The following is a 25,768-nucleotide window of genomic DNA, read 5'->3' as shown; positions in this document are numbered from 1 at the left end:
TGCTCCGGTGCTGCACGAGCCCATGGTCGCCCCCGGTCGTCTGCGTCGCGGCGGCGGGTCGTCGGCGGCCCGCCGTGAGTCTCAGTGTGTCGCCCGGGGGGCGGACGGGCCACCGCACGACCTGCCTACTCCTCGGCGTCCTCGACCGCCTCGGGCGCGCGCCACGGCCGCGGGGGCAGCCCGGGCGGCGGTCCCGTGGACTCGGGCGAGCACAGGGGGAGCCGCTCGCCCAGGATGCGCAGCGTCACGGACCCGGCGACGGCCGCGACCAGCGACCCCGCGAGGATCCCGATCTTGGCCTGCTCGACGAGCGCCTCGTCGTCGAACGCGAGCTCGGCGATGAACAGGGAGATGGTGAACCCGATGCCTGCGAGCATCGCGCCGCCCAGCAGGTGCGAGTAGCGCACCCGGCCGGGCAGGTCGCCCAGGTTCAGCCGCAGGGCCAGGGCCGAGGCGCCGAAGATCCCGACGGCGTTGCCCACCACGAGCGCGACCGCGACGCCGATCGTGAGCCGCGACGTCATCGCGGCCGACAGCGACTCGGCGTCGAGCTGCACGCCCGCGTTCGCCAGGCCGAAGACGGGCACGACGACGTAGGCGCTCCACGGGTGCAGGACACGCTGGAGCCGGTCGCTCGCGGGCACGGCCGCGCGTGCGGCGAGCTCGGTCAGGTGCTCGCGCTCCGCCGTCGTCTCCTCGCGCAGACGCTGGGCGTACCCCGGGACGTCGTCGACCTGGTCGGGACGGGCCCGGCGGGAGGGGACGAGCAGCCCGACCAGGACGCCCGCGAGCGTCGCGTGCACGCCCGAGGAGTAGACGGCGAGCCACAGCGCGACGCCCACGCCCACGTAGGGCGCGAGGCGCCAGACGCCGAGCCAGCGCAGCACGAGCATGCCCGCGACGAGGACCCCCGCGATCGCGAGACCGGGCAGCCACACGCCGTCGTTGTAGAAGACGGCCATGACCGTGATGGCGCCGATGTCGTCGACGACCGCGAGCGTCAGCAGGAACAGCCGGAGCCGGTCGGGGCAGCGCGGGCCGAACAGCGCGAGGACCCCCACGAGGAACGCCGTGTCGGTCGACATGACGACGCCCCAGCCGTGCTGCGCGTCGGTGCCCGCGTTGAACGCCAGGTAGACGAGCGCGGGCACCAGGAGCCCGCCCAGGGCACCGAGCGCCGGGACCGCGACCGTCCGCCGGTTGCGCAGCTCACCGCTCGTGACCTCGCGGTTGATCTCGAGGCCGATCACGAGGAAGAAGACCGCCATCGCGGCGTCGTTGACCCAGTGGTGCAGGTCCATGTCGAGCGACCAGCCGCCCAGGTGGATCCCGGCCGTCGTGGCCCACAGGTCGTCGTACGACGCGGACCAGGGCGAGTTCGCCCACACGAGCGCGACCACGGTCGCGGCGAGCAGCAGCACCGCACCGCCCGCCTCGGTCGCGAGGAACTGCCGGACCGCGGGCGCGACCGGTCTCACGGGGAAGCGCAGCGGTGGCCCCGGCCGTTGCTCGAGCGTCGGGAGGAGCGGACGCCCGCCGGGCTGCGCCGGCGGGACCGGGGGAGTGGACGTCACCGCTCCAAGGTCGCAGCGCGCGGCGCACGACGCAACCGTCGGACGGGCGCGCCCGCGGCCCGCGGATCGTGACAGGCTGGGACCTGTGGCCGCCGGGCGGGCGGCCCGCCCGGGCGTGGTGAGGAGCAGACGTGACGGCAGAGCAGGCAGCGTGGACCGGAGAGGCGAGAAGCGGCCCGACGGCGCCGCCCACCGCCGCGCCGCCCGCACCCGGGGCGCGGCACCAGCAGGCCGCGGGTGCCCGCCGCGTGAGCGTCGACCAGCACCGCCGCGAGGTCGAGGCGCTGCTCCGACCGGCGCTCGCGGCTCGGGGCGTCGAGCGCGTGGCGCTGGTCGACGCGCTCGACCGGGTGCTCGCGGCGGACCTGTCCGCCCCCGTCGACCAGCCTGCGTTCCGCAGCTCGCAGATGGACGGCTACGCGGTGCGGTCCGCGGACGTCGACGGTGCCTCGGGAGCCTCGCCCGTCGTGCTGCCCGTCGTGGCCGAGATCCCCGCGGGTCCCGGCACGCCGGCGGTCCTCGCCCCGGGGACGGCGGCCCGGATCATGACCGGTGCCGTCGTGCCGGAGGGGAGCGACGCCGTCGTGCCCGTGGAGGACACCGACGCGGAGCGGTTCGGCGCGCACACGACCGAGACCCCGCGCGGGTCCGTCGGGACGGACGTCGGGGTGCTGGCGTCGCGCGGCCCGGGCGAGCTCGTGCGGGACGTCGGGACGGACGTGCGCGGCGGAGACCGGGTGCTCGCCGCGGGCACGCTGCTCGGGCCGCAGCACCTGGCCGCCGCGGCGTCGTGCGGCGTGCCCGTGCTCGAGGTCCGGGCGCGGGTGCGCGTCGCGGTCGTCTCGACCGGCACCGAGGTCGTCGAGCCGGGCGAGGCCGCCGCGACCGGCCAGGTGTACGACGCGAACCTGCCCGGGCTCGTGGCCGCCGCCCGACGCGCCGGGGCCGACGTCGTGCTCACGGGGCGCACCGGCGACGACCCGCGCGAGCTGGCCGCTCTCCTGGCACGGGCCGCCGAGGTGGCGGACCTGGTCCTCACGTCGGGCGGCGTGAGCCAGGGTGCCTACGAGGTCGTCAAGGACACCCTGGGGGACGGCGTGACGTTCCGGTCGGTCGCGATGCAGCCTGGCGGCCCGCAGGGGTTCGGGACCCACCACGGGACCCCGATCCTCACCTTCCCCGGCAACCCCGTGAGCGCCCAGGTCTCGTTCGCGGTCTTCGCGCGCCCCGTCCTCGAGCGCGCGGCGGGGCTCCCCGACCGTGAGGACGAGACGCGCACCGTGACAGCGGCGATCGACTCCCCGGCGGCCAAGCAGCAGATGCTGCGAGGACGGACGGTGCCCGGTGGCGCGGTCGAGGTCGTCGGCGGCGCGGGGTCGCACCTCGTGGCGACCATGGCGGCCGCCGACGTGCTGATCGAGGTGCCCGAGGGCGTGGTCCGGGTCGAGGAGGGCGAGAGCGTGCGGGTGGTACGGCTGTGAGCGGTGCTCCGAGAGCAGAGGACGAGACGATGACGGCCGACGACCAGCAGCCCCCGACCACCCCCGGCGACGTGTCGCGCGTGACGCGCGACGTGCTCGACGACGCCGTGGTGCGATCCGTGGAAGGTGCGGTGACCTCGCGCGAGTACGGCGCCGTCGTGACCTTCCGTGGTGTCGTGCGCGACGTCGACGGCGGGCGCGACGTCACTGGCCTCGACTACGAGGCGCACCCCGACGCTACCGAGGTGCTCCGGCGCTGCTGCACGGCCGTGTCCGCCGAGACGGGACTGCGCGTCGCGGCCGTGCACCGCTACGGCGTGCTGACGATCGGGGACGTGGCGCTCGTCGCGAGCGTCGCCTCGGGGCACCGGGCCGAGGCGTTCGCGGCGTGCTCGCTCCTCGTCGAGCGCATCAAGGCCGAGGTGCCGATCTGGAAGCGGCAGCACTTCACCGACGGCCACTCGGAGTGGGTCGGGCTGTAGAGGTGGCCGGGCCCAGGGTCAGTCGCGCGGGTTGTCCTTGAGGAGACCGAACCCGATGCCGACGAGCGCCCCCAGGATCAGACCGGGCCCGGCGAGCAGGGACGTGCCCACCGTGACGCCGATCAGGGTGCCGAGGACGGTGCTCGGGCCCGCCGTCAGACGGCTCGGACCCGGCCGGTGGACGGGGAGCGAGTCGGCTCGTGGAGCGGGCTCGTCGGAGGTACGGCTGTCGTGAGGAAGGTCGAGGAGGGCCACCCCTCCATGGTAGGTCTCGGGGTGCTTCCAGGCGCGGGATCCTGCGGCTCGTGCGCCTGCACGGAGGATGATCTTGGACACGTCGCCCGGGCTCGGTGCAGAACGTGTCAGCAGCTCCGTCAGCCCCCGATCGCGCCCATGCTGCGCTCGGTGCGTGCGAAGGCCTCGGGATCGTCTGCCGGGCCGCCGACCGCGCGGGTGTCGGGGGCGCCACGGTCGAGGCCGTGCGCGAACGGCTTGGCCCACATGGCACCCTGCCAGGCGGCGACGATCGCGGCGTCGGTGGCTGCGTCGTCGGGTCGGACGTCGGGTCCGGCGCCGGGGACCTCGCCGGGCGAGCCCGCGGCCCGGCCGGACCGCAGGAGCGAGCGCAGGTCCACCTCCTCGTTCCCGAACAGGCACGAGCGCACGGTGCCCTCCGCGGTCAGGCGCGTGCGGTCGCAGTCGCCGCAGAACGAGCGTGTGACCGACGCGATGATCCCGACGGTCGCGGGTCCGCCGTCGACGGCCCACTCCTCGGCCGGGGCCGACGGGTCCTCGCGCCCCACCGGGGTCAGGGAGAAGCGCTCACCCAGGACGTCGAGCAGCCGCTCGGCCGAGACGAGCTGGTCGCGGGCCCAGTTCTGGTCGGCGTCGAGGGGCATCTGCTCGATGAAGCGCAGGCGGCACCCGTGCTCGACGGCCCACGCGAGCAGGTCGGTCGCGCCCGCGAGGGTCTCGGGCATGAGGACCGCGTTGAGCTTGACGGGGGACAGGCCTGCGTCGAGCGCGGCCCGGATGCCCGCGAGCACCTGCGGGAGCCGGTCGCGGCGCGTGAGCTCGGCGAAGTGCGTGCGGTCGACCGTGTCGAGCGAGACGTTGACGCGGTCGAGCCCGGCCTCGACGAGCTCGCCGACGCGCTTGTCGAGGCCGATCGCGTTCGTCGTCATCGAGATCCGGACGCCGGGGGCCGCCGCGCGCGTGCGCCGGACGATCTCGGCGAGGTCGGGGCGCATGAGGGGCTCGCCGCCCGTGAAGCGCACGTCGCGGATCCCGAGCCGGTAGCCGATCCCGACGAGCCGTCCGATCTCGCTCGGCGTCAGCAGGTCGTCGCGGGGGATCGCGGGGAGTCCCTCGGCGGGCATGCAGTAGGTGCAGCGCAGCGAGCACTTCTCCGTGACGGACACGCGCAGGTCGTGGGCGACGCGCCCGTAGCGGTCGACGAGCGCCTCGGTGTCCGGGCGCCCCAGGGTGCTCGGCGCCCCGGTCGGGCGCACGCGCGGGAGCCCGAGGGCGACGGCGGTCATGCTCGCGAGTCTACGCAGCGGTCGGTGCTGGGGCGGGGCCTGCCCAGCGCGACGGACGCGTGCCGACGGTCAGCGCGCGGCCCGGGCGTCGTACGCCTCCTGTGCGGCGGCGACCTGGGGGACCGCCGCTTCGAGCACGTCCAGGAGGCCGACGAGCTTGTCGGCCACGACCTGCCCGAGCTCGGTGAGCGAGTACTCGACGTGCGGGGGGATGGTCGCGCGGACCTCGCGCACGACCAGTCCGTCGCGCTCGAGCCCCTGGAGCGTCTGGGCGAGCATCTTCTCGCTCACGCCGTCGATACGTCGGCGCAGGGCGTTGAAGCGGACGGCCCCGTCGCGCAGGCCGGCGACGGTCAGGACGCCCCAGCGGCCCGTCACGGTCTCGAGCGCGTGGCGGGACGTGCAGCCGCGCTGGAACACGTCGGCGATCATCTCGTCGGACGGTCCCGTGGTGTCGAGGGCGGCGTGGAGGTCGGTCACGAGGCCAGCCTAGCGCGCAGGCCGATCGTGAGCACTGTGACACAGTCGGCACTATCCAGAAGATTGCACTGACGAAAAGTTAGTGCCAGGCTGTCGCGGTACCCACCACCCCCTCAGGAGGACCCCCATGATCGCCGTCACCGCCGCCACCGGACACCTCGGACACCTCGTCGTCGACTCGCTGCTCGAGCGCGGTGTCGCCCCCGAGCGGATCGTCGCCGCCGTCCGCACCCCGGCCAAGGCTGCCGACCTCGCCGAGCGCGGCGTCGTCGTCCGCGAGGCCGACTACTCGCGCCCCGAGACCTTGACGACGGCGCTCGACGGGGTCGACGTGCTTCTGCTGGTCTCCGGCTCCGAGGTCGGGCAGCGTGTCCAGCAGCACGCCAACGTGGTCGAGGCCGCCAAGGCCGCAGGTGTCCGCCACCTCGTCTACACGAGCGCACCGCGGGCCACGACGTCTGCGCTGGTCCTCGCTCCCGAGCACAAGGCCACCGAGGAGATCATCGCGGCCTCGGGGCTGCCCGCCACGATCCTGCGCAACGGCTGGTACACCGAGAACTACCTCGGAGTGGTCGAGCAGGCGCGCGAGACCGGAGTGGTGCTCGGCAGTGTCGGCGAGGGGCTCGTCGCCTCGGCGAGCCGCAAGGACTACGCCGAGGCAGCGGCCGTCGTCCTCGCGGCGGCCGACGCCGACCCGGCCTTCGAGGGAGGCGTCCACGAGCTCTCGGGCGACGTCGCGTGGGACCACCCGTTCCTCGCCGCGACCATCGGTGAGATCGTCGGTCGCGAGGTCGTCTACCAGGACGTGACCCCCGAGGTGCACACCCAGGCCCTGCTCGACGCGGGCCTCGACGAGGGGACCGCAGGCTTCGTGGTCGCGCTCGACGGCAACACGCGTGACGGTCTGCTCGCGGCGACGTCGGACGAGCTGTCGCGGCTCATCGGGCGCCCGACGACGCCGCTCGCCGAGGGTCTGCGGGCTGCGGTGGGCGTGACGTCGGCCGCGTGACGACTGACTCCCGGTGAGTGCGTGGTTGTGCTGCGACATGCCGGGCGTGTCGCAGCGCAACCACGCACTCACCGGCACTCGCCGCCGACCGGCAGGTGTCGGGAACACCTCAGGCTTCCTTTTGGTTGAAGCATCAACTATTCTGGGACCCAAGAGGTCGGGACCCGGCCCTGGACGGAGGACACCATGACTGACCGCACGACGAGCCTTCCCGGCGCCGACGCCACCGGCTTCGCGACCAAGGACCTGCTCTCGGCCGACACCTCGATGGACGCCGTGACGCTGCACGTCGCCGACCTCGACCTGATGACCCGCTACTACCGCGACGCGCTCTCCCTGGCCGTGCTGACGCCGTCGGACGCCCTGCTCGCGTCGATCCCCGGCGCCGGGACCGGCTCGCGCGACGAGACCGTCGTCCTCGGACGCGGCGCGACGCCGCTCGTGGTCCTGCGCCGCGGCACGGACCTGCCGCGCGCACGCCGCGGCGAGGCGGGCCTGTTCCACACGGCCCTGCTGTTCGACGACGCTCCCGCGCTCGCCGCGGCCGTCGCCTCGGTCGCGCGCACCGCGCCCAGCACGTTCGTCGGCAGCGGCGACCACCTGGTGTCCGAGGCGTTCTACTTCACCGACCCGGAGGGCAACGGCGTCGAGCTCTACCACGACCGCCCGCGCGAGACCTGGACCTGGCAGGACGGCCAGGTCGCGATGGACACCCTCTACATCGACCCCAACGCGTTCATGCAGGAGCACCTCACCGACGCGGCGCTCGAGCGCGCCCTCTCGACCGACGTCGTGGGGCCGGACGACACCGTGGTGGGACACGTGCACCTCCAGGTGGGCGACATCCCCACGGCCCGTGAGTTCTACGTCGACACGCTGGGCTTCGAGGCCACGGCCTCGCTGCCCAGCGCGCTGTTCGTCTCGGCGGGCGGGTACCACCACCACATGGCCATGAACACGTGGAACAGCCAGGGGGCCGGTCCGCGCGCCTCGACGCTGGGCCTGGGGCAGGTGGCCATCTCGGTGCCTTCCGAGGACGACGTCACGGCGCTGGCCGACCGCCTGTCCCGGCGCGGGATCCAGATGCGTCACGACGGCGCGACGCTGCGCTTCGACGACCCGTGGAAGAACCTCATCGAGGTCGCGGTGCGCTAGCCCGCCCGGCCTCGACCGCTGAGTGCGGAGTACTTGTCGTCAGCAGGCCGTCTCGGCAGCAGCTGCTCCGCACTCAGCGCTTCGAGGGCTGCTCGTCGCGGTCGATGCCCAGGCGCTTGGCGAACAGCCGTCGCTGGACGAGCCAGCCGGCGAGCGCCAGCGCGGCCCACGCGAGGAACGACACGACCTGCTCCCAGCCCGGTGACGGGTCGCGCAGGAATCCCAGGGGGTCGGGGGCCACGCGCGCGAGGCCGCCGAGCACGATGCCCGCACCGCCGATCGTCGTGAGCCACAACAGCGCCCGTCGCCGGTACCTGTCTGCGAGGAAGCCGCAGGCCGCCGCGACCGCGATGACGATGATCGCCGCGAGGACCCAGTTCCCCGAGTCGCCCGAGACCGTGCCGTAGAGCTTGGCGCCGATCACGGCGCCGGTCACGATCCCGATGAAGAACGCCGCGAGCTTGAACACGAACGCGACCGCGATCCACGCGACGAGCGCGCCCAGGACCCCGACCAGCAGCGCGGTCGACTGGCTGGCGCCGAACAGGTCGCCGAGCATCCAGCCGAGGCCGAACCCTGACGCGATGACCGCGAGGTGGACCGAGCCGACGCCCAGGAAGCACAGGAGCAGGCCGACGGCGACGATGACGAGACCAGCGACGACCGGGTCCATGGGGACCTCCTGGCGTGAGGTGGGCTAGTGCTTGGCCTTGATGACGAGCACGGGGGCATGGGCGTCGAGCAGGACGCGCTGGGTGGTGCTGCCGAGGAGGAACTTGCCGACGGGGGAGCGCTTGCGCGAGCCGATCACGACGAGGCTCGCGGCGAGGCGCTCGGCCTCGTCGAGGATCGCGACGGGCGGGTCCACGCGGGCCTCGCGGTAGGTGACGGTCGCGGCCGGGGTTCCGGGGGGCAGGGCGTCGAGGAGGTGGGCGAGGTCTGGCGGGAGCGGCGGGTCGTCCTGCGGCGGTCCCTCGAGGGGGGTGAGCACGAAGACGGCGAGGGGAAGTGCTCGGCGGAGCGCCTCGGCGGCTCCGGCTCGCAGTGCCGCCTCACCCTGTGGCGAGTCGTTGTAGGCCACAAGTACGGTCATCGCCGCGGTGCTCCTCGTTCGTCGTGCCCGGGTCGACGGGCAGATCGCGTGTGCTCTGAACTCTCTCACACCGCACGGGGCCGCGCAGCGAACGCAGGAGCGCGTCGTGGGGCGCGGTGCCCGACGACGCCGCCCGCCGTCGGCGTCCCGGCGCGACCGGGTCAGGGGCCCGGGTTCGCGAGGTCGGCGGGCAGGCTCAGCGAGGCGGGGAGCAGGGGGCGGGCGACGGTGTCGATCGTCCGGGCGAGCTCGACGTGCCGGCTCGCGTCCATGCGGTCCGCCGGGGCGGTCACCGACAGTGCCGCGACGGCCTGCCCGGCGCGCAGGAGGGGGACCGCGAGGCAGCTGATGCCGGGTTCGTTCTCCTCGGTCTCGGTCGCGTAGCCGCGCTCACGGGTCGCGCCCAGAGTGGCCCACAGCGCGTCGTCGGTCACGGGGCTCGCGTCGCCCGCCGCGGCGGTGTACCAGCCCATCGCGGACCGGTCGGTCGCGCGGAACGCGAGCAGGGCACGGCCGAGCGCGGTGGTGGCTGCGGGGCGGCGGCGTCCGATCGCGGACCACACGCGGACGGCTCGCGCGGGCTCGACCTTGTCGAGGTAGACGATCTCCGGCCCGGACAGCACGCCCAGGTGGATGAGCTCGCCCGACGCCTCGCACACCGCGGTGAGCGCCGGGGTCAGCAGGGCTGGCAGGTGCTCCTCGCCGAGGAAGACGTTCCCGAGCGCGGTCGCGGCGGGTCCGAGGCGGTAGCTGCCCGTCGCGGGATCCTGCTCGGCGTAGCCGCGGTAGCGCAGTGCGGCGAGGGTGCGGTGCAGCGAGGTCTTGTTCAGGCCGAGGTCCGTCGCGAGGGTGCCCAGCGGGGTGCCGTGCGGTCCGGCGGCCGCGAGGCGCTCGAGCGCGAGCAGCGCCTTGTCGACCGAGCCGAGGGGGCTGGCGGCCGGTGCGAGCCCGGCCTCGGGAGCGTCCGTCTCGGCGGGCGGCCGGACTACCACGGGCTGGGGCCGTTCGCGTAGAGTGATTTCGCATTCCAGAACATCCGTTCACTATAACGAAACGCGAGGCCCCATGTCACCCGCAGCGCCCCCGACCGACCTCCACGAGCTCTTCGCCAGGGTCCGGGTCGTCCCCGTGGTCGTCGTGGAGGACGAGGCCCAGGCGCTCGCCCTCGGCGCCGCCCTGCTCGACGGCGGCCTGCCCATCGCCGAGATCACCTTCCGCACCGCCGGTGCACGCGCCGCGATCGCCGCCGTCACGCGCGAGCTCCCCGAGCTCGTGACCGGTGCCGGGACCGTCATCAACGCCGAGCAGGTCGACCAGGCCGTCGACGCCGGCGCCCGCTTCGTCGTCTCGCCCGGCCTGAGCGCCGACGTCGTGCGCCGCGCCCAGCACCACGGCCTGCCGATCTTCCCGGGGGTCGCGACGCCGTCGGACATCATGGCCGCCCTCGCCCTGGGGCTCGACGTCGTGAAGTTCTTCCCCGCCGGGATCAACGGTGGTGTGCCCGCGATCAAGGCCCTGTCCGCGCCTTTCCCCGGGCTGCGCTTCGTCCCCACGGGCGGCGTGAGCGCCGCGAACGCGACCGAGTACCTCGCGGTGCCCTCGGTCCTCGCGGTGGGCGGCTCGTGGATGGTCGAGAAGGCCCTCGTCGAGGCGGGCGACTTCACCGAGGTCACGCGCCGCTCCGCACAGGCCGTCGCGCTCGCGGCGCCTGCGGTGTCCGCAGCCCCCGCCGCCACCTCCGCCTCCGCTGCCGCAGGAAAGTGAGCTGACATGACCGACACGACACAGGCCCCCCTGGACCTCCGCCCGGCCGCGGACTGCACCTACGACGTCGTCTCCCTCGGCGAGGTCATGCTCCGCCTCGACCCGGGCGAGCGGCGCATCAAGACCACGCGCTCGTTCGACGCCTGGGAGGGCGGCGGCGAGTACAACGTCGCGCGCGGCCTGCGCCGCTGCTTCGGCCTGCGTGGCGCGATCGTGACGGCGCTCGCGGACAACGAGGTCGGCCGGCTGGTCGAGGACCTCATGCTCACGGGCGGCCTCGACACGAGCTACGTCCAGTGGGTGCCCTACGACGGGATCGGCCGCACGGTCCGCAACGGCCTCAACTTCACCGAGCGCGGCTTCGGCGTGCGCGGCGCCGTGGGCGTGAGCGACCGCGGCAACACCGCGATCGCGCAGATGCGGCCCGGGGACGTGGACTGGGACGAGCTGTTCGGGCGCGGCGTGCGCTGGCTCCACACGGGCGGCATCTTCGCTGCGCTCTCCGAGTCGTCGGCGGACGTCGCCGAGGCCGCGATGAAGGCCGCGCGCAAGCACGGCACGATCGTGTCCTACGACCTCAACTACCGGCCGTCGCTGTGGCAGGGCATCGGCGGCCCGGCGCGTGCCCAGGAGGTCAACCGCCACCTCGCGCAGTACGTCGACGTCATGATCGGCAACGAGGAGGACTTCACCGCGAGCCTCGGGTTCGAGATCGAGGGCGTCGACGAGAACCTGACCGACCTCGACACCGCGGCGTTCCGGGCCATGATCGAGACCGCGGCGGCCGCCTACCCGAACTTCCAGGTCATCGGCACCACGCTGCGCGCCGTGCACTCCGCGACCCGCAACGACTGGGGCGCCATCGCGTGGTCCCGCGTCCAGGGGTTCGCCGAGGCCACGCACCGCGCGGACCTCGAGATCCTCGACCGCGTGGGCGGCGGCGACTCGTTCGCCTCGGGCCTCGCGTACGGGCTCATGGAGCTCGGCTCGATCCAGGAGGCCGTCGAGTACGGCGCCGCGCACGGTGCCATCGCGATGACCACGCCGGGCGACACGTCGACGGCGTCGCTCGCCGAGGTCCGCAAGCTCGCCTCGGGCGGGAGCGCGCGCGTCCAGCGCTGAGTCGCCCGCCGAGATGCGGCGAACGGGGGTCCAGAGACGTTGCGGACCCCCGTTCGCCGCATCTCGGCACGGCTTGCGACCGGCAGTCGTCCGCCCTCCGCCCGGTCCGCACCTCCTGACGGCGCGCCGGGCGGCATCCCGCGCGCAGGCCACACGTCGCGGCTAGGGTGGACGAGGACGGACAGATCGGACACAGCCCGTCGGTAGCCCCCGCGGCCCGACGAGTGCGAGGAGGCACACGTGGTGCAGCGTGGTGAGGTCCCGCTGGGCCGCCTCCCACGGCGCACCGTCGACGCGCCGGCCGACATCGCCCGGGCCGTCGAGCACGCACGCATCCTGCGCGGAGCGGGCGATCCCACGGGAGCTGCCCGCGTCCTCGACCGAGCCTTCGACGCCGAGGGCGTGCGGACCCGGACCGTGTCCGAGCGCCTGCGCTTCCGGGCCCTCGTCCTGCGGGCTGACCTCGCGCTCCAGCTGCACGACGACGTCGCGGCCGCCCGGTTCCTCGCCGGCGCCGAGTCGCTGCCCCTGCTCGCGGACGCCCTCGCAGCGCTCGACGACGACCTGCACCTCGCCGAGGAGCTGCGCGAGCGCCTCGACGCCGACTGACCCGCCCCGCGCCCGCCGCCGTCAGGGTTGCGTCAACACCCGCCCGAGCCCCGTCAAGAACCCGTCAACGCCGACCTCCCGGCACCCGCCCAGGCCCTAGACCTGAGGTGTGCGCAGGAGCTGCGCACCGGCATCGCGCCTCCGCGTCGACCCCGGGCAACCGCCCGCCTCGACCGCAGCCGCCCGCCGCACGACGTTCGAAGGCAGAGCTCAGATGGCCGACCTGGCCTACATCCTGCTGACCGTGGTGTTCTTCACCGCCGTCGGCCTCATGGCACGCCGCCACGGCTCCTCCGGGGGGTCCTCGTCATGACGGTCCTCGACTGGGTCGGGCTCGGCACCGTCGTGGTGCTCCTCGGCTACCTGTTCGTCGCCCTGCTCCGCAGCGACAAGGTCCGGTGAGCGCGGCCGTGCTGACCCAGACCACCGTGACGGCCCAGGCCGCCGTCCTGACCCAGACGGCCACGCAGTCGGCGACACAGACGCCCAGCGTGTGGCTCGCCGTCGGGCAGGTCGCCCTGCTGCTCCTCGCGCTCGCCGCGGTCCACGCCCCGCTCGGCGCCTACATGGCGCGCGTCTTCACCTCGCCCCGGCACCTGCGGGTCGAACGGGCCGGGTACCGGATCATGCGCGTCGACCCCGACGCCGAGCAGAGGTGGAGCACCTACCTGCTCTCGCTCCTCGGCTTCTCGATGGCCTCGCTCCTGGTCCTGTACGGGCTCGCGCGCCTCCAGGCGCACCTGCCGATGAACCTCGGGTTCTCGGCGTTCGACCCGGCCGGCGCCTGGAACACCGCGGTCTCGTTCGTGGCCAACACGAACTGGCAGTGGTACTCGGGCGAGGCCGCCGCAGGACACCTGCTCCAGATGGCCGGGCTCGCCGTGCAGAACTTCGTGTCCGCAGCCGTCGGGATCTCGGTCGCGGTCGCCCTGATCCGCGGCTTCATGCGCTCCGGCACCGACGGGCGCGTCGGCAACTTCTGGTCCGACCTGACCCGCACGTGCGTGCGCATCCTGCTGCCCATGGCGTTCGTCGGCGCGCTCGTGCTGCTCGCCACCGGTGTCATCCAGAACTTCGACGCGCACACCGCGATCGACACGGTCGCGGGCGGCACGCAGCACGTGCTCGGCGGCCCCGTCGCGTCGCAGGAGGTCATCAAGGAGCTCGGCACCAACGGCGGCGGGTTCTTCAACGCCAACTCGGCGCACCCCCTCGAGAACCCCAGCCCCTTCTCCAACCTCTTCGAGATCTTCCTCATCCTCGTCATCCCCTTCACGCTGCCCCGCACGTTCGGCCTCATGGTCGGCGACAAGCGCCAGGGCTGGGCGATCCTCGGGGCCATGGGTGCGCTGTGGTTCGTCGCCGTCGCACTCATCACGTGGGCCGAGATGGCCGGGCCCGGAGCCGCGCCCCTCGCCGCGGGCGGGGCGATGGAGGGCAAGGAGACCCGTTTCGGCCTCGCCGCGAGCGCCCTGTTCGCCGCGTCCACCACGGGCACCTCGACCGGCGCGGTCAACGCGATGCACGACTCCCTGACCGCCCCGGGCGGCGGCGTCACGATGTTCACCATGATGCTCGGCGAGATCGCGCCGGGCGGCGTGGGCTCGGGCCTGTACGGGATGCTCATGCTCGCGATCGTCGCGGTCTTCGTCTCGGGGCTCATGGTCGGGCGCACGCCCGAGTACCTCGGCAAGAAGATCGGCCGCCAGGAGATCACGCTCGTCGCGCTCTACATCCTCACCGTCCCGTTCCTCGTGCTCGTCGGCACGGCCCTCGCGATCGCGCTGCCCGCCGGACAGGCAGGCATCCAGGAGGCGGGCCCGCACGGGCTCTCCGAGGTCCTGTACGCGTTCACGTCGGCGGCCAACAACAACGGTTCGGCGTTCGGCGGCCTCACGTCCGGCACGCCCTTCTACAACACGGCCCTCGGCATCGCGATGCTCGCCGGCCGCTTCATCCCCATGGCCCTCGTCCTGGCCCTCGCCGGACGCTTCGCCTCCCAGAAGACGGTCCCCGCCACCGCGGGCACCCTCCCGACGCACCAGCCGCTCTTCGTGGGCGTCCTGGGGACCGTCGCCCTGGTCGTCGTCGGGCTCACCTTCGTCCCCGTGCTGTCGCTCGGTCCCATCGTGGAGTCGCTCTCATGAATCGTTCTTCTCGCTCTGTCGCTCCCTCGGGGCGTGTCCCCGCGGGGGGTGGGACGGGTCTTCCAGAGGACCTCGTTCCTCGGTCCTCCGCCAGACCCGCCACGACCCGTCCCACCCCCCGCGGGGACGCGCCTGCTGGGGTGTCCGATGCGGTGTTGCTTCCTGTCGCTGGGGGCCCAGCAGGTGCTGTCAGTGATGGTGAGGCTGGTTCGTCGGCGTCTGCTGGCTCGGCTGGCAGCTCTGGCGGCCGCAAGGCCGGGCCCGGGCGGGGGGCGTCGCTCTCGTGGCCGCAGGTCCGGGCCGCGCTGCCCGGGGCGTTCCGCAAGCTCGACCCGCGCGAGCTGTACACGTCGCCCGTGCTGTTCGTCGTCGAGCTCGGGGCCGTGGCCACGACGCTGCTGGCCGCGTTCGAGCCCAGCGTGTTCGCGTGGGCCATCGCGGTGTGGCTGTGGGCGACCGTGCTGTTCGCGACGCTCGCCGAGTCGATCGCGGAGAGCCGCGGCAAGGCGCAGGCGTCGAGCCTGCGCGCGACCCAGCAGCAGACGACCGCGCGGCGCGTCATGGCTCCGTCCGACACCCTGGCGTCTGGCACGGGCCTCGCTGCCCTCCCGACGGCGGAGGTCCCCTCCTCGACGCTGGGCGTCGGGGACGTGGTGGTCGTCCGGGCGGGCGAGATCGTCCCCGGTGACGGCGACGTGATCGAGGGTGTCGCGTCGGTCGACGAGTCCGCGATCACGGGCGAGTCCGCCCCCGTGATCCGCGAGTCGGGCGGCGACCGGTCGGCGGTCACGGGCGGGACCGTCGTCCTGTCCGACACGATCGTCGTGCGGATCACGGCCCCCGCGGGTCACACGTTCGTCGATCGCATGATCGCGCTCGTCGAGGGGTCGGAGCGCCAGCGCACGCCCAACGAGATCGCGCTCAACATCCTGCTGACCTCGCTCACGATCATCTTCCTGCTGGCCGTCGTGACGCTCCAGCCGTTCGCGGTGTACTCGGGGTCCAAGCAGTCGATGATCGTCCTGATCTCCCTGCTCGTGTGCCTCATCCCCACGACCATCGGGGCGCTGCTGTCCGCGATCGGCATCGCGGGCATGGACCGGCTCGTCCAGCGCAACGTGCTCGCGATGTCGGGACGTGCGGTCGAGGCCGCGGGCGACGTCGACGTCCTGCTGCTCGACAAGACCGGCACCATCACGTACGGCAACCGTCAGGCGGCCGACCTCCTGACGGTCGGCGGTGTCACGACGGCGCAGCTCGCCGAGGCTGCCCGGCTCTCCTCGCTCGCGGACGAGACGCCCGAGGGCAAGAGCATCGTGGTGCTCGTGCGCGAGCGGTTCGGGCTGGGTGCCGCGCACGTCGACCAGCCGGAGGCCATCGCCGGCGCCGAGATGGTGCCCTTCACCGCGCAGACGCGTATGAGCGGGATCGACCTGGCGCTGCCCGACGGGCGCGTGCGCCGCATCCGCAAGGGTGCCGGCAGCGCGGTCCAGCGCTGGGTGCACTCGACCGGGGCCGCGAGCGGCGGGCCCGGTGACGGGGTTGCCGAACAGCTCGCGGCCCACGTCGACGCCGTGAGCTCCTCGGGCGGTACGCCGCTCGTCGTGGCCGAGCAGGTCGGCGAGGGACCCGCGCGCGTGCTGGGCGTCGTCCACCTCAAGGACGTCGTCAAGGCGGGCATGCGCGAACGGTTCGACGAGCTGCGCGCCATGGGCATCCGCACCGTCATGGTCACGGGCGACAACGCCGTGACCGCGCGGGCCATCGCCGCCGAGGCGGGCGTCGACGACGTCCTGGCCGAGGCGACGCCCGAGGACAAGCTCGCGCTCATCCGGCGCGAGCAGGCCGGGGGGCGGCTCGTCGCCATGGCGGGCGACGGCACCAACGACGCCCCCGCACTGGCGCAGGCCGACGTGGGCGTCGCGATGAACACCGGGACCACCGCCGCCAAGGAGGCGGGCAACATGGTGGACCTCGACTCCGACCCGACCAAGCTCATCGAGATCGTCGAGATCGGCAAGCAGCTCCTCATCACGCGCGGGGCCCTGACGACCTTCTCGATCGCGAACGACATCGCGAAGTACTTCGCGATCCTGCCCGCGATGTTCATGGTCGTGTTCCCGCAGCTCGCGGTGCTCAACGTCATGCGCCTGTCGAGCCCCGAGTCGGCCATCCTGTCGGCCGTGGTGTTCAACGCGCTCATCATCCTGGTGCTCATCCCGCTCTCGCTCAAGGGCGTGCGGTACCGGCCGTCGTCGGCGTCGGTGATGCTGCGCCGCAACCTCCTGGTCTACGGCGTGGGCGGCCTCGTGGCCCCGTTCGTCGGGATCAAGCTCATCGACCTCGTGATCTCCCTCATCCCCGGGATTGGCTGACATGCCTGGAACTCTCTCGACCCCTGCGGGCGTCCCCGGACGCCCCGCCCCCCTCGCACGCCCCTCGGCCTCGGCAGGTGCCGCCTCGCTGTTCCGGCAGACGCTCGCGGGCCTGCGCGTCCTGATCGTCCTCACGCTGCTCCTCGGCGTGGCGTACCCGCTCGCGGTGTGGGGCGTCGGGCAGCTCGCCCTGCCGTGGCAGGCGAACGGCTCGCTCGTGCGCAGCGACGGCACGCACGCCACGTCGATCACCGACACCGGTGCGGACGGGGCCCCCGTCGTCGGGTCCGCGCTGATCGGGCAGGACTTCGCGGCGGCCGACGACGCCGAGCGCTGGTTCCACGGGCGACCCTCGGCCGCGGGCGACGGGTACGACACGCTCGCCTCGGCGGGCACCAACCTCGGCCCGCTCAACCCGGAGCTCGTCGCCTCGATCGACGAGCGCCGCGCGGCGCTCGCGGACCTCAACGGCGTGGACCCCGCGTCGCTGCCGGCCGACGCGCTCACGGCCTCGGCGTCGGGCCTCGACCCGCAGATCAGCCCCGCGTACGCGGCGCTGCAGGTCGAGCGCGTGGCCGAGGCGAGGGGCGTCGACGAGGCCGTGGTCGCGGACCTCGTGGCACAGCACACCGCGGGCCGGGACCTCGGGGTCCTGGGCGAACCGCGTGTCAACGTGCTCGAGCTCAACCTCGCGCTCGAGAACTCGGAGAAGATGAACCCATGACGACGAGCGCGAGGCCCTCCGCCGTGGACCGGACGGCGCGGGTGCCCCGTGCCTGAGACGCGCGGCGGTCAGGAGGCCGCAGGGTCCGGGAGCCCCCAGGAGGGGCGCCCGGACCCGGGCGCGTCCCCGGCAGAGAGCATCCCGCGGCCCGACGGCGCCGCTCGCCGCCCCGGGCTGCTCACCGTGTACCTCGGGGCGGCCCCGGGCGTGGGCAAGACGTACGCGATGCTCGGCGAGGCGCAGCGGCGGCGAGCACGCGGCACGGACGTGGTCGTGGGGCTCGTCGAGACCCACGGGCGGTCGGCGACGATCACGCAGATCGGGGACCTCGAGGTGGTGCCGCGTCGCGTCGTGAGCCACCGCGACGTCGAGCTGACCGAGCTCGACGTGGACGCCGTGATCGCCCGCGCGCCCCAGGTGGCGCTGGTCGACGAGCTCGCGCACACCAACGCGCCCGGCTCGCGGCACCGCAAGCGCTGGCAGGACGTGCAGGACCTCCTGGCCGCGGGCATCGACGTGGTGACCACGGTCAACGTGCAGCACCTCGAGTCGCTCACGGGAGACGTCGAGGCCATCACGGGCGTGCGCCAGCGCGAGACCGTGCCCGACCAGGTCGTGCGCGACGCCGACCAGATCCAGCTCGTCGACCTCTCGCCCCAGGCGTTGCGCCGCCGTCTCGCGCACGGCAACGTGTACCGCGCCGAGCAGATCGACGCCTCCCTCTCGTCGTACTTCCGCACGGGCAACCTCACGGCCCTGCGCGAGCTCGCGCTCCTGTGGCTCGCCGACCGCGTCGACGACGCCCTGACCCGTTACCGGGCCGACCACGCGATCGTCGGTACGTGGCCCGCGCGCGAGCGCATCGTGGTCGCCGTGACGGGCGGTCCTGAGGGCGAGACGCTGCTGCGGCGAGGGGCCCGCATCGCCCAGCGTGCCGCGGGCTCCGAGCTCGTCGCGGTGCACGTGCTCGCGACCGACGGGCTGCCCAGCGCCCCGCCGGCGGCCATCGCGGCGTCGCGTGAGCTCGTCGAGTCGCTCGGCGGGACGTTCCACACGGTCGTGGGGGAGGACGTCGCGTCGGCGGTCGTCGACTTCGCGCAAGGCGTCAACGCGACCATGATCGTCGTGGGCGTCTCTCGGCACTCGCGCTGGCGCGAGGCGCTGCTGGGCTCGTCCAGCACGGAGATCGCGCGCCTCGCCGGGACGATCGACGTCCACCTCGTGACGCACGAGAAGGCCCGCACGGGCAGGCTCCTGCGGGGGCGCTGGTCGGCGCTGTCCCGGCGGCGCAGGGCCGCCGGGTGGGCCCTGGCCTTCGTCGTCCCCGCCGTCCTCACCGGGGTCTTCTGGCTGCTGCGCGACGACGTGTCGCTCTCGACCGAGCTCATGCTGTTCCTCGCCGGGTCGGTGGGCGTGGCGCTCGTGGGCGGGCTCTGGCCCGCCGTCGCCGCGGCCGTCGTGTCGTTCCTGTGCCTCAACTGGTTCTTCACCCCCCCGACGGGGTTCCTCACGGTCCAGGACCCGGAGAACCTCCTGGCGCTGCTGGTGTTCGTGCTCGTCGCGGCCGCCGTCGCCTCGGTCGTGGACCTCGCGGCCCGGCGGACCGTGCAGGCGTACCGGGCGAGGGCCGAGGCCTCGACCCTCGCCGCGCTCTCGCGGTCGGTCCTCTCGGGCGAGGACACCGCACAGGCGATCGTCACGCGGCTCGCCGAGACGTTCGGCCTGTCACGGGTCGAGCTCGAGTCCCGTGCGGGGGAGCGCAGCCCCTGGCGGACGGTCGCGACCACGGGCCGCGCCGCGGGCGACGCGCCGGCCGCCGACGGTGACGGGCGCACCGGGGCGCGCTCCGCCGTCGGGCACCTGGACGACGCCGAGCGGACAGAGCTGCGCGTCGACGACTCGCACCGGCTGTCACTGTGGGGGCGGGCGCTGCCCGCGAGCGACCGGCAGGTCCTCGAGGCCTTCGCTGCCCAGGCAGGGCTCGTCCTGGAGTACCGGCGGCTGCGTGAGCAGGCCGCCCAGGCCGCCGTCCTCGAGGAGGCCGACGCGACCCGCACCGCGCTCCTCGCGGCCGTCTCGCACGACCTTCGTACCCCGCTCGCCTCGATCCGCACGGCTGTCGACGGGCTGGCCTCCCCGGACGTCGACCTCGACGCCGAGGACACCGAGACCCTGACCCGGACCATCCAGGACTCGACGGGGCGGCTCGAGAAGCTCATCGACAACCTGCTGGACCTCTCCCGGCTCCAGACGGGCAGCGTGCGGCCTGTCCTGCGCGCGGCGTCGGTCGACGAGGTCGTGCCTCTCGCGGTCGAGCCCTACGGGCCGGGCGCCGTCCGTCTCGACGTGCCCGACGACCTGCCCCTCGTGCGCACCGACCCCGGGCTGCTCGAGCGTGCGGTCGCGAACCTCACGTCGAACGCCGTGCGGCACAGCCCACCCGGCGAGCCCGTACGGATCACGGCGTCGGCCGGCCCGCGCGAGATCGAGCTGCGCATCGTCGACACGGGTCGTGGCCTGTCCGACGAGTCCAAGGTCCGCATGTTCGAGCCCTTCCAGCGTCTCGGCGACACGACCGGCGAGGGGCTGGGACTGGGCCTGGCCGTCGCGGACGGGCTCGCGCGGGCCGTGGGCGCGACCATCACGCCCGAGGACACGCCGGGCGGCGGACTGACCATGGTGGTCACCGTGCCGCGCGACGCACGGGAGGATGACGCCGTGAGCACTGACAGCGGTGGCCCGGCAGGCACGGCGGGCATGACGGACGACGAGAAGGGCGAGGTGCGCGGATGAGCGTCGACGGCAACAGGGTGCTGGTCGTCGACGACGACGCCGGGCTCGTGCGCGCCCTCGCCATCAACCTGCGCGCGCACGGGTGGGACGTGACCGTGGCCACGACCGGTGCCGAGGCGCTCGACGCGGCAGCGAGCGCCCGCCCCGACGTGATCCTGCTCGACCTGGGCCTGCCGGACCTCTCGGGCCTCGAGGTCATCGAGGGGGTCCGCGGCTGGAGCGCCGTGCCCATCGTGGTGCTCTCGGCCCGCCAGCTCGGCGACGACAAGGTCGACGCGCTCGACGCGGGCGCGGACGACTACGTGACCAAGCCGTTCGCGATGAACGAGCTGCTCGCGCGGCTGCGGGCCGCGGTGCGCCGCGCCCAGCCGGCCGAGGCGTCCGAGCCCGTCGTGGAGGCGGGCGACCTGCGGATCGACCTGGCCCGGCGCCGCGTGCTGCGCGGCGGGCAGGAGGTGCGCCTCAGCCCGACCGAGTGGTCGCTGCTCGAGGTCCTGGTGCGCCACCGGGGCCGCATGGTCGGGCGGCTCCAGCTCCTGCACGACGTGTGGGGGCCCGCGTACTCGGCCGAGACCAACTACCTGCGCGTGTACACCGCGCAGCTGCGGCGAAAGCTCGAGGACGACCCCGCGAACCCGCGGCACATCATCACCCAGCCGGGCATGGGCTACCTCTTCGAGGTCTGACCCGCCCGTCGTACCCTGTGGCACGGCCCCGCCGCGCGGCCTGTCCGGGCGCGCGGGAACCACCGCCGCGCGCCGACCGTTGAGCGTTCGACCCGACGAAGGAGACCCGTCATGCTGTGCCCTCTCGACCAGACCGTGCTCGTGATGTCCGACCGCAAGGGCGTGGAGATCGACTACTGCCCCACGTGCCGCGGCGTGTGGCTCGACCGGGGTGAGCTCGACAAGATCATCGACCGCAGCCTCGAGGCCGAGATCGCCGCCGAGGCCGGTGGCCCCGCCGCGGCCGCCGCGCCGCACGGTGCGCCCCGCGCCGCGACACCGCCGCCCGTGCAGTACCCGCCGACGCAGCAGCTCCCGGTCCCGCCGCAGCCGGCGCCCTACGGGTACGCCGACGACCGTCGCCGCGACGACTACCGGGGTGACGACCGTCGCCGTGACGAGTACCGCGGGGACGACCGCTACCGCGGCTCCGACCAGTACCGCAGCGACGACCCGCGCTACCGCAAGCGCAAGAAGAAGGAGTCCTGGCTCGAGGACCTGTTCGACTTCTGAGCCGCCGCGGCGCCGGCCCCCAGGCGGGGTCGGCGCCGTCGTCGTACCTCCGGGCCGCGGGCGCACGCCAGGCCTGCCCCTCACCTCGCTCCTGATCGGAAGACCCATGCCCGTCCTGGACTCGTTCTCGCTCGCCGGCCGCACGGCCCTGATCACGGGCGGGAGCCGGGGCATCGGCCGCGGCCTCGCCCAGGCCCTGGGCGAGGCGGGCGCGCGCGTCGCGCTGACCGCGACCACGCTCGAGGCCGCGGGGTCCGCGGCCGACGAGCTGCGCGCGCTGGGCCTCGACGCGCACGGCTACGAGCTCGACGTGACGGACCGCGAGCAGGTGGACGACGTCGTCGCGCAGGTCGGGCGCGAGGGCGGCGGGGTGGACGTGCTCGTCAACAACGCGGGGATCTCGATCGGGGGCGCGGCCCTGGAGATCGAGGACGACGTGTGGCACCGCACGCTCGCGACGAACCTCGACGGCGTCTGGTACTGCTCGCGGGCCGTGGCCCGGCAGATGGTCGCGGACGGGCGGGGCGGGGCGATCGTCAACGTCGGTTCGATGTCCGCGCAGATCGTGAACCGCCCCCGCTGGCAGCCCGCGTACCTGGCGTCGAAGGCTGCGGTGCACCAGCTCACCAAGGGGCTGGCGGCAGAGTGGGCGCCGCACGGGATCCGGGTCAACGCGATCGCGCCCGGGTACATCCTCACCGAGGCGTCGCCGGTCGACCAGCCGGAGTACTACGACGACTGCGTGGCGCCCGCGGCGATGAAGCGGTGGGGGACGCCGGCCGAGCTGGGGCCGGTCGTGGTCATGCTCGCGAGCGAGGCGTCGAGCTTCATGACGGGGGCCGTCGTGACGGTCGACGGCGGGTACACGCTCTTCTGAGCTGACGTCCGCGCGGTCTGCGGTGGGGTTGAGGTCTCGCGGACCGCGTCTGACTCGACCGCTTCTGGCTGATGAGAGGATAAACAAAAAGGTACACCAAGCAACTTATGCTTGACCACCAGCAGAAGTCTCCCTAGGGTCGGGCGTGCACCGGACCCCGTCACCACGGGCGCCGCACCGAAGCCAGGCCCACGACGTCGTCGGCCACAGGGCGGTGCATGCACTCCGCGTGCAGCCCACGCTCGGCCGAGCCGTCCAGCACGCAGGTGGCCCCTCGACCCGAGCACGCAGGGATTCGACGACGAAGACCTGACCGCCACCGGATCCCCACGAACCGCGGGCGGCAGAAGAGAGGGAGAACCATGACGCAGGACACCGCCGCCCCCGACGGACTGCTCAAGCGACAGATCTCGCGACGATCGATGCTGACCGGCACCGTCGCGGGCCTCGTGGCACCGGCCGTGCTCGGTCTCGGAGGGCCCGCCGCGGCGCACGGCAACGGCAAGCCGGACAAGGGCCACGGCAAGCCGGACAAGGACAAGGTCCGCCGCCTGACGATGTACGCCGAGGCGCTGCCCGGCGGGCTGATCGGCTACGGGCTCGCTCCCGGACAGGCGACGGTCCCCGGGCCGACCCTCGAGATGTGGGAGGGCGAGACGTTCGAGATCACCCTGGTCAACACCACGGACAAGCGCCTGTCGCTGCACGCGCACGGCGTGAGCTACAGCTACGACTCCGACGGAAGCCCGCTCAACGCCTCGTTCAACGAACCCGGCCAGTCACGGACGTACGTGTGGCGCACCCACGCCGCGTACACGACCAAGGGCGGCCAGTGGATGCCCGGCAGCGCGGGCTACTGGCACTATCACGACCATGCGCTGGGCACCGATCACGGCACCGAAGGCGTCAAGGTGGGCATGTACGGGGCCCTGATCGTCCGCCGCAAGGGCGACGTGCTGCCCGACCGCCAGTTCACCGTCGCCTTCAACGGCATGTCGATCAACAACCAGGTCGCGCCGAACGTGCCCGTGTTCGAGGCGAGGCAGGGCGAGCGGGTCGAGTTCGTGGCGATCGGTCACGGCAACGCGTTCCACACCTTCCACCTGCACGCGCACCGGTGGGCGAACAACCGGACGGGCTATCTCACGGGACCGAACGACCCGACCCAGGTCGTCGACACGCGTGACCTCAACCCGGGCGACTCGTTCGGGTTCCAGGTCGTCGCGGGGGAGAACGTCGGACCGGGCGCCTGGATGGTCCACTGCCACGTGCAGTCGCACTCCGACATGGGCATGGGTGGGATCTTCCTCGTCACGAACAAGGACGGCAGCGTGCCCGACCATGCGCAGGCCGCGCTCCACCGCTACCAGGGCCACGCGCACCTGTAGCCGCACCTGCGTGCGACGCGGCAGGACCGGCGATGCCTCAGGGCTCGCCGGTCCTTCCGCCGGGCGGCGGGCCGGGCCCGTTCGTCGGCCGGGCACCTAGACTCGGGTCCCGTGCGCCAGGTTCTCAAGCAGTGGGTCGACCCGTTCATCGTGGCGCTGGTCGCGACCATGGTCCTGGGCCTCGTGGTGCCCGTCCCGGCGGATGTCCAGCGGGTCGTGGACACGGTCGCGGACGTCGCGGTCGCGGTGCTGTTCCTGGTCTACGGGATGCGTCTGTCGACGACCGAGGTCTGGGCCGGGCTCAGGAACGTCCGTCTCCAGGGCGGCATCCTCGCCTCGACGTACGTGGTCTTCCCCCTCGTCGGGCTCGGGGTCTCGTGGGCCGTGACGCCCGTGGTCGGGGCGCCGCTCGCGGCGGGGATCCTGTTCCTGTCGCTGCTGCCCTCGACCGTGCAGTCGTCGGTCGCGTTCACGTCGGTCGCGCGAGGCAACATCGCGGGCGCGATCTGCGGTGCGACGGTCTCGAACGTCGTGGGCATGGTCGTGACGCCGCTGCTGGTCCTGTGGTTCATGTCGTCGAGCGGCGCGACGGGAGGCTTGAGCGGCCTGCGAGACGTTCTGCTGCACCTGCTCGCCCCGTTCGTCGTGGGCCAGCTCCTGCAGCCGTTGGTGGGCCGGTGGGTCCGGGCCAGGCGGTGGCTCACGCTGTCCGTGGACCGCGGCACGATCCTGATCGTGGTCTTCGGCGCGGTCGCCGCCGCGACGAGCGCGGGCGTGTGGGCGGGGATCTCGGGGTGGACGATCCTCGCGCTCGTCGGGATCAGCGCGGTGATCCTCGCGGTCATGCTCGCGGTGACGTGGTGGGGCGGGGCGGGGCTGCGGCTCGACGTCGAGGACCGCATCGCGCTGCTCATGTGCGGGTCCAAGAAGAGCCTGGCGACGGGGCTGCCCATGGCCGCGGTGCTCTTCCCGGTCGCGGTCGCGGGCACGATCGCCGTCCCGGTCATCGTCTTCCACCAGCTCCAGCTCATCGTGTGCGCGGTCCTGGCGCGCCGGTTGGCGCTACGCGACGAGGGCTGAGGGCCCTCGCCGCGGGGTGCGCGACGGGCGGCTCAGCGTCCCCGGACGGCGGGTTCGGCACGTCGAGCATTGCCGCTCGGGCGCGAGGGGCGTGATGAGCTGAGGCGCCGAGGCGTTCCCGCCGAGAAGTGAGTTGATGCCCCTGATTCCTGCGTTTCAGGGGCATCAACTCACTTCTCGGCGGAGGGTACGGTCTGCTCGCGGATCTGCCGCTTGGCGCGCAGCAGGATGCCCGTCATGCCGTTGAGCCGCAGAGGGCTCACCGCGTTCGTCAGCCCGATCATGAACGGGTAGTCGTCGGGCACGGCGAGCGCCTGCTCGGGCGTCAGCCCGTCGAGCCCCTGCGCCAGGATCGAGGCGAAGCCGCGCGTGGTGGGAGCCTCGGCCGGTGCGGTCGCGTACAGGTGGACGCCGTCGGCCTCGACCTCGGCGAAGGCCCGCACGGGCGACTGGCACTCCTCGACGCGCTCGAGCAGCCCGGGGGCGTTCTGGTAGCGCGCGGGCAGGTCCGGGAGCTCGCGCGAGAACTCGAGGAGGAGCTGGAGGCGGTCGCGCTCGCCGAGCGCGAGGAAGTCGTCGCGGATCTCGGTGAGGACCGGGGGCAGGGCGGTCGCGTCGTCGTCGGTCATCCGTCGATCTTCCCACCCGCGGCGCGCCCGGGCAGCGCCGGACCGCTCAGCGGACGGGCCCGCCGTCGGGCCGGTGGCGGGGGACCGGGGACCGGCCGCGAGGCCCACCCGGGCCCGGTCAGGCACCGCGCTCGACGCGCACGGCCCGCTGCCCGTGGATACGTTGAGCCACGAGTGCGCCGACGCACGGCGCGGACGGACGGAGCG

Annotated in this window: 25 protein-coding genes; 17 read left to right on the top strand and 8 right to left on the bottom strand. The window is 73.5% G+C overall.

What is annotated here, in order from left to right; translation table 11 throughout:
- Positions 1 to 125: 125 nt before the first annotated feature.
- Positions 126 to 1,574, bottom strand: coding sequence for a Na+/H+ antiporter NhaA (gene nhaA / locus H9640_RS03570; protein ID WP_191789345.1), 1,449 nt, complete (start codon positions 1,572 to 1,574; stop codon positions 126 to 128).
- 131 nt (positions 1,575 to 1,705) lie between these two features.
- Here nhaA and H9640_RS19545 point away from each other — a divergent pair, with 131 nt between their 5' ends.
- Together H9640_RS19545 and H9640_RS03560 are read left to right on the top strand one after the other, a co-directional pair.
- Positions 1,706 to 3,055: a molybdopterin molybdotransferase MoeA gene (locus H9640_RS19545; RefSeq protein ID WP_318243625.1), complete on the top strand. Its 1,350-nt coding sequence runs from the start codon at positions 1,706 to 1,708 to the stop codon at positions 3,053 to 3,055.
- 29 nt (positions 3,056 to 3,084) lie between these two features.
- Positions 3,085 to 3,537, top strand: coding sequence for a molybdenum cofactor biosynthesis protein MoaE (locus tag H9640_RS03560; RefSeq protein WP_191789344.1), 453 nt, complete (start codon positions 3,085 to 3,087; stop codon positions 3,535 to 3,537).
- A gap of 18 nt (positions 3,538 to 3,555) precedes the next feature.
- On the opposite strand, the gene H9640_RS03555 is transcribed toward H9640_RS03560, so the two are convergent.
- From H9640_RS03555 to H9640_RS03545, 3 genes are all read right to left on the bottom strand, one after another.
- Entirely contained in the window at positions 3,556 to 3,792 is a 237-nt protein-coding gene (locus tag H9640_RS03555; protein WP_191789343.1) for a hypothetical protein, read from the bottom strand.
- Positions 3,793 to 3,911: 119 nt separating this feature from the next.
- Complete coding sequence (moaA, locus tag H9640_RS03550; protein WP_191789342.1) at positions 3,912 to 5,078, bottom strand: GTP 3',8-cyclase MoaA; 1,167 nt, start codon at positions 5,076 to 5,078, stop codon at positions 3,912 to 3,914.
- 69 nt (positions 5,079 to 5,147) lie between these two features.
- The gene (locus H9640_RS03545) at positions 5,148 to 5,558 is read right to left on the bottom strand and encodes a winged helix-turn-helix transcriptional regulator (RefSeq protein WP_307824017.1); all 411 of its coding nucleotides are present in this window, start codon (positions 5,556 to 5,558) and stop codon (positions 5,148 to 5,150) included.
- Positions 5,559 to 5,685: 127 nt separating this feature from the next.
- Here H9640_RS03545 and H9640_RS03540 point away from each other — a divergent pair, with 127 nt between their 5' ends.
- Positions 5,686 to 6,567, top strand: a complete 882-nt coding sequence (locus H9640_RS03540) for an SDR family oxidoreductase (protein WP_191789341.1) — start codon at positions 5,686 to 5,688, stop codon at positions 6,565 to 6,567.
- 186 nt (positions 6,568 to 6,753) lie between these two features.
- The gene (locus H9640_RS03535) at positions 6,754 to 7,722 is read left to right on the top strand and encodes a VOC family protein (protein WP_191789340.1); all 969 of its coding nucleotides are present in this window, start codon (positions 6,754 to 6,756) and stop codon (positions 7,720 to 7,722) included.
- A gap of 73 nt (positions 7,723 to 7,795) precedes the next feature.
- Here H9640_RS03535 and H9640_RS03530 read toward each other — a convergent pair whose 3' ends face one another.
- The 3 genes from H9640_RS03530 to H9640_RS03520 form a co-directional block, all read right to left on the bottom strand.
- Positions 7,796 to 8,395, bottom strand: a complete 600-nt coding sequence (locus H9640_RS03530) for a DUF4203 domain-containing protein (RefSeq protein ID WP_191789339.1) — start codon at positions 8,393 to 8,395, stop codon at positions 7,796 to 7,798.
- A 24-nt stretch (positions 8,396 to 8,419) separates the two neighbouring features.
- Positions 8,420 to 8,815: a universal stress protein gene (locus H9640_RS03525; protein ID WP_191789338.1), complete on the bottom strand. Its 396-nt coding sequence runs from the start codon at positions 8,813 to 8,815 to the stop codon at positions 8,420 to 8,422.
- Between the two features lie 161 nt (positions 8,816 to 8,976).
- Complete coding sequence (locus tag H9640_RS03520) at positions 8,977 to 9,807, bottom strand: IclR family transcriptional regulator (protein WP_191789337.1); 831 nt, start codon at positions 9,805 to 9,807, stop codon at positions 8,977 to 8,979.
- Positions 9,808 to 9,880: 73 nt separating this feature from the next.
- Here H9640_RS03520 and eda point away from each other — a divergent pair, with 73 nt between their 5' ends.
- From eda to H9640_RS03455, 13 genes are all read left to right on the top strand, one after another.
- On the top strand, positions 9,881 to 10,579 hold the full coding sequence (eda, locus tag H9640_RS03515; RefSeq protein WP_191789336.1) for a bifunctional 4-hydroxy-2-oxoglutarate aldolase/2-dehydro-3-deoxy-phosphogluconate aldolase: 699 nt from the start codon (positions 9,881 to 9,883) through the stop codon (positions 10,577 to 10,579).
- Between the two features lie 6 nt (positions 10,580 to 10,585).
- Positions 10,586 to 11,701: a sugar kinase gene (locus tag H9640_RS03510; protein ID WP_191789335.1), complete on the top strand. Its 1,116-nt coding sequence runs from the start codon at positions 10,586 to 10,588 to the stop codon at positions 11,699 to 11,701.
- 240 nt (positions 11,702 to 11,941) lie between these two features.
- Entirely contained in the window at positions 11,942 to 12,310 is a 369-nt protein-coding gene (locus tag H9640_RS03505; protein WP_138825193.1) for a hypothetical protein, read from the top strand.
- Between the two features lie 309 nt (positions 12,311 to 12,619).
- Positions 12,620 to 12,712, top strand: coding sequence for a potassium-transporting ATPase subunit F (locus H9640_RS03500; RefSeq protein WP_129429396.1), 93 nt, complete (start codon positions 12,620 to 12,622; stop codon positions 12,710 to 12,712).
- A gap of 89 nt (positions 12,713 to 12,801) precedes the next feature.
- Positions 12,802 to 14,457 (top strand): potassium-transporting ATPase subunit KdpA, encoded by a 1,656-nt coding sequence (gene kdpA, locus H9640_RS03495; RefSeq protein WP_191789472.1) that lies wholly within the window; start codon positions 12,802 to 12,804, stop codon positions 14,455 to 14,457.
- Between the two features lie 152 nt (positions 14,458 to 14,609).
- Positions 14,610 to 16,832: a potassium-transporting ATPase subunit KdpB gene (kdpB, locus tag H9640_RS03490; protein ID WP_404821881.1), complete on the top strand. Its 2,223-nt coding sequence runs from the start codon at positions 14,610 to 14,612 to the stop codon at positions 16,830 to 16,832.
- 1 nt (position 16,833) lies between these two features.
- On the top strand, positions 16,834 to 17,556 hold the full coding sequence (kdpC, locus tag H9640_RS03485) for a potassium-transporting ATPase subunit KdpC (protein ID WP_191789333.1): 723 nt from the start codon (positions 16,834 to 16,836) through the stop codon (positions 17,554 to 17,556).
- A gap of 138 nt (positions 17,557 to 17,694) precedes the next feature.
- Positions 17,695 to 20,349, top strand: coding sequence for a DUF4118 domain-containing protein (locus tag H9640_RS03480; RefSeq protein WP_318243635.1), 2,655 nt, complete (start codon positions 17,695 to 17,697; stop codon positions 20,347 to 20,349).
- Positions 20,346 to 21,035, top strand: a complete 690-nt coding sequence (locus tag H9640_RS03475) for a response regulator (protein ID WP_191789332.1) — start codon at positions 20,346 to 20,348, stop codon at positions 21,033 to 21,035. The genes H9640_RS03480 and H9640_RS03475 overlap by 4 nt, the downstream gene beginning before the upstream one ends.
- Positions 21,036 to 21,146: 111 nt before the next feature.
- Entirely contained in the window at positions 21,147 to 21,587 is a 441-nt protein-coding gene (locus H9640_RS03470; RefSeq protein WP_191789331.1) for a TFIIB-type zinc ribbon-containing protein, read from the top strand.
- Positions 21,588 to 21,693: 106 nt separating this feature from the next.
- Entirely contained in the window at positions 21,694 to 22,464 is a 771-nt protein-coding gene (locus H9640_RS03465; protein ID WP_191789330.1) for an SDR family NAD(P)-dependent oxidoreductase, read from the top strand.
- Between the two features lie 362 nt (positions 22,465 to 22,826).
- Positions 22,827 to 23,852, top strand: coding sequence for a multicopper oxidase domain-containing protein (locus H9640_RS03460; RefSeq protein WP_225226645.1), 1,026 nt, complete (start codon positions 22,827 to 22,829; stop codon positions 23,850 to 23,852).
- A gap of 111 nt (positions 23,853 to 23,963) precedes the next feature.
- A complete protein-coding gene (locus H9640_RS03455) occupies positions 23,964 to 24,932 on the top strand; it encodes a bile acid:sodium symporter family protein (RefSeq protein ID WP_191789329.1) in 969 nt (322 codons plus the stop codon).
- A gap of 170 nt (positions 24,933 to 25,102) precedes the next feature.
- On the opposite strand, the gene H9640_RS03450 is transcribed toward H9640_RS03455, so the two are convergent.
- The gene (locus H9640_RS03450; protein WP_191789328.1) at positions 25,103 to 25,561 is read right to left on the bottom strand and encodes a SufE family protein; all 459 of its coding nucleotides are present in this window, start codon (positions 25,559 to 25,561) and stop codon (positions 25,103 to 25,105) included.
- Positions 25,562 to 25,768: the final 207 nt, after the last annotated feature.

This window comes from Oerskovia gallyi (genome assembly GCF_014836745.1).
GTDB lineage: Bacteria > Actinomycetota > Actinomycetes > Actinomycetales > Cellulomonadaceae > Oerskovia > Oerskovia paurometabola.
Note: the sequence above shows the minus strand (reverse complement) of the source record. Positions and strands in the feature narration are given on the sequence as shown.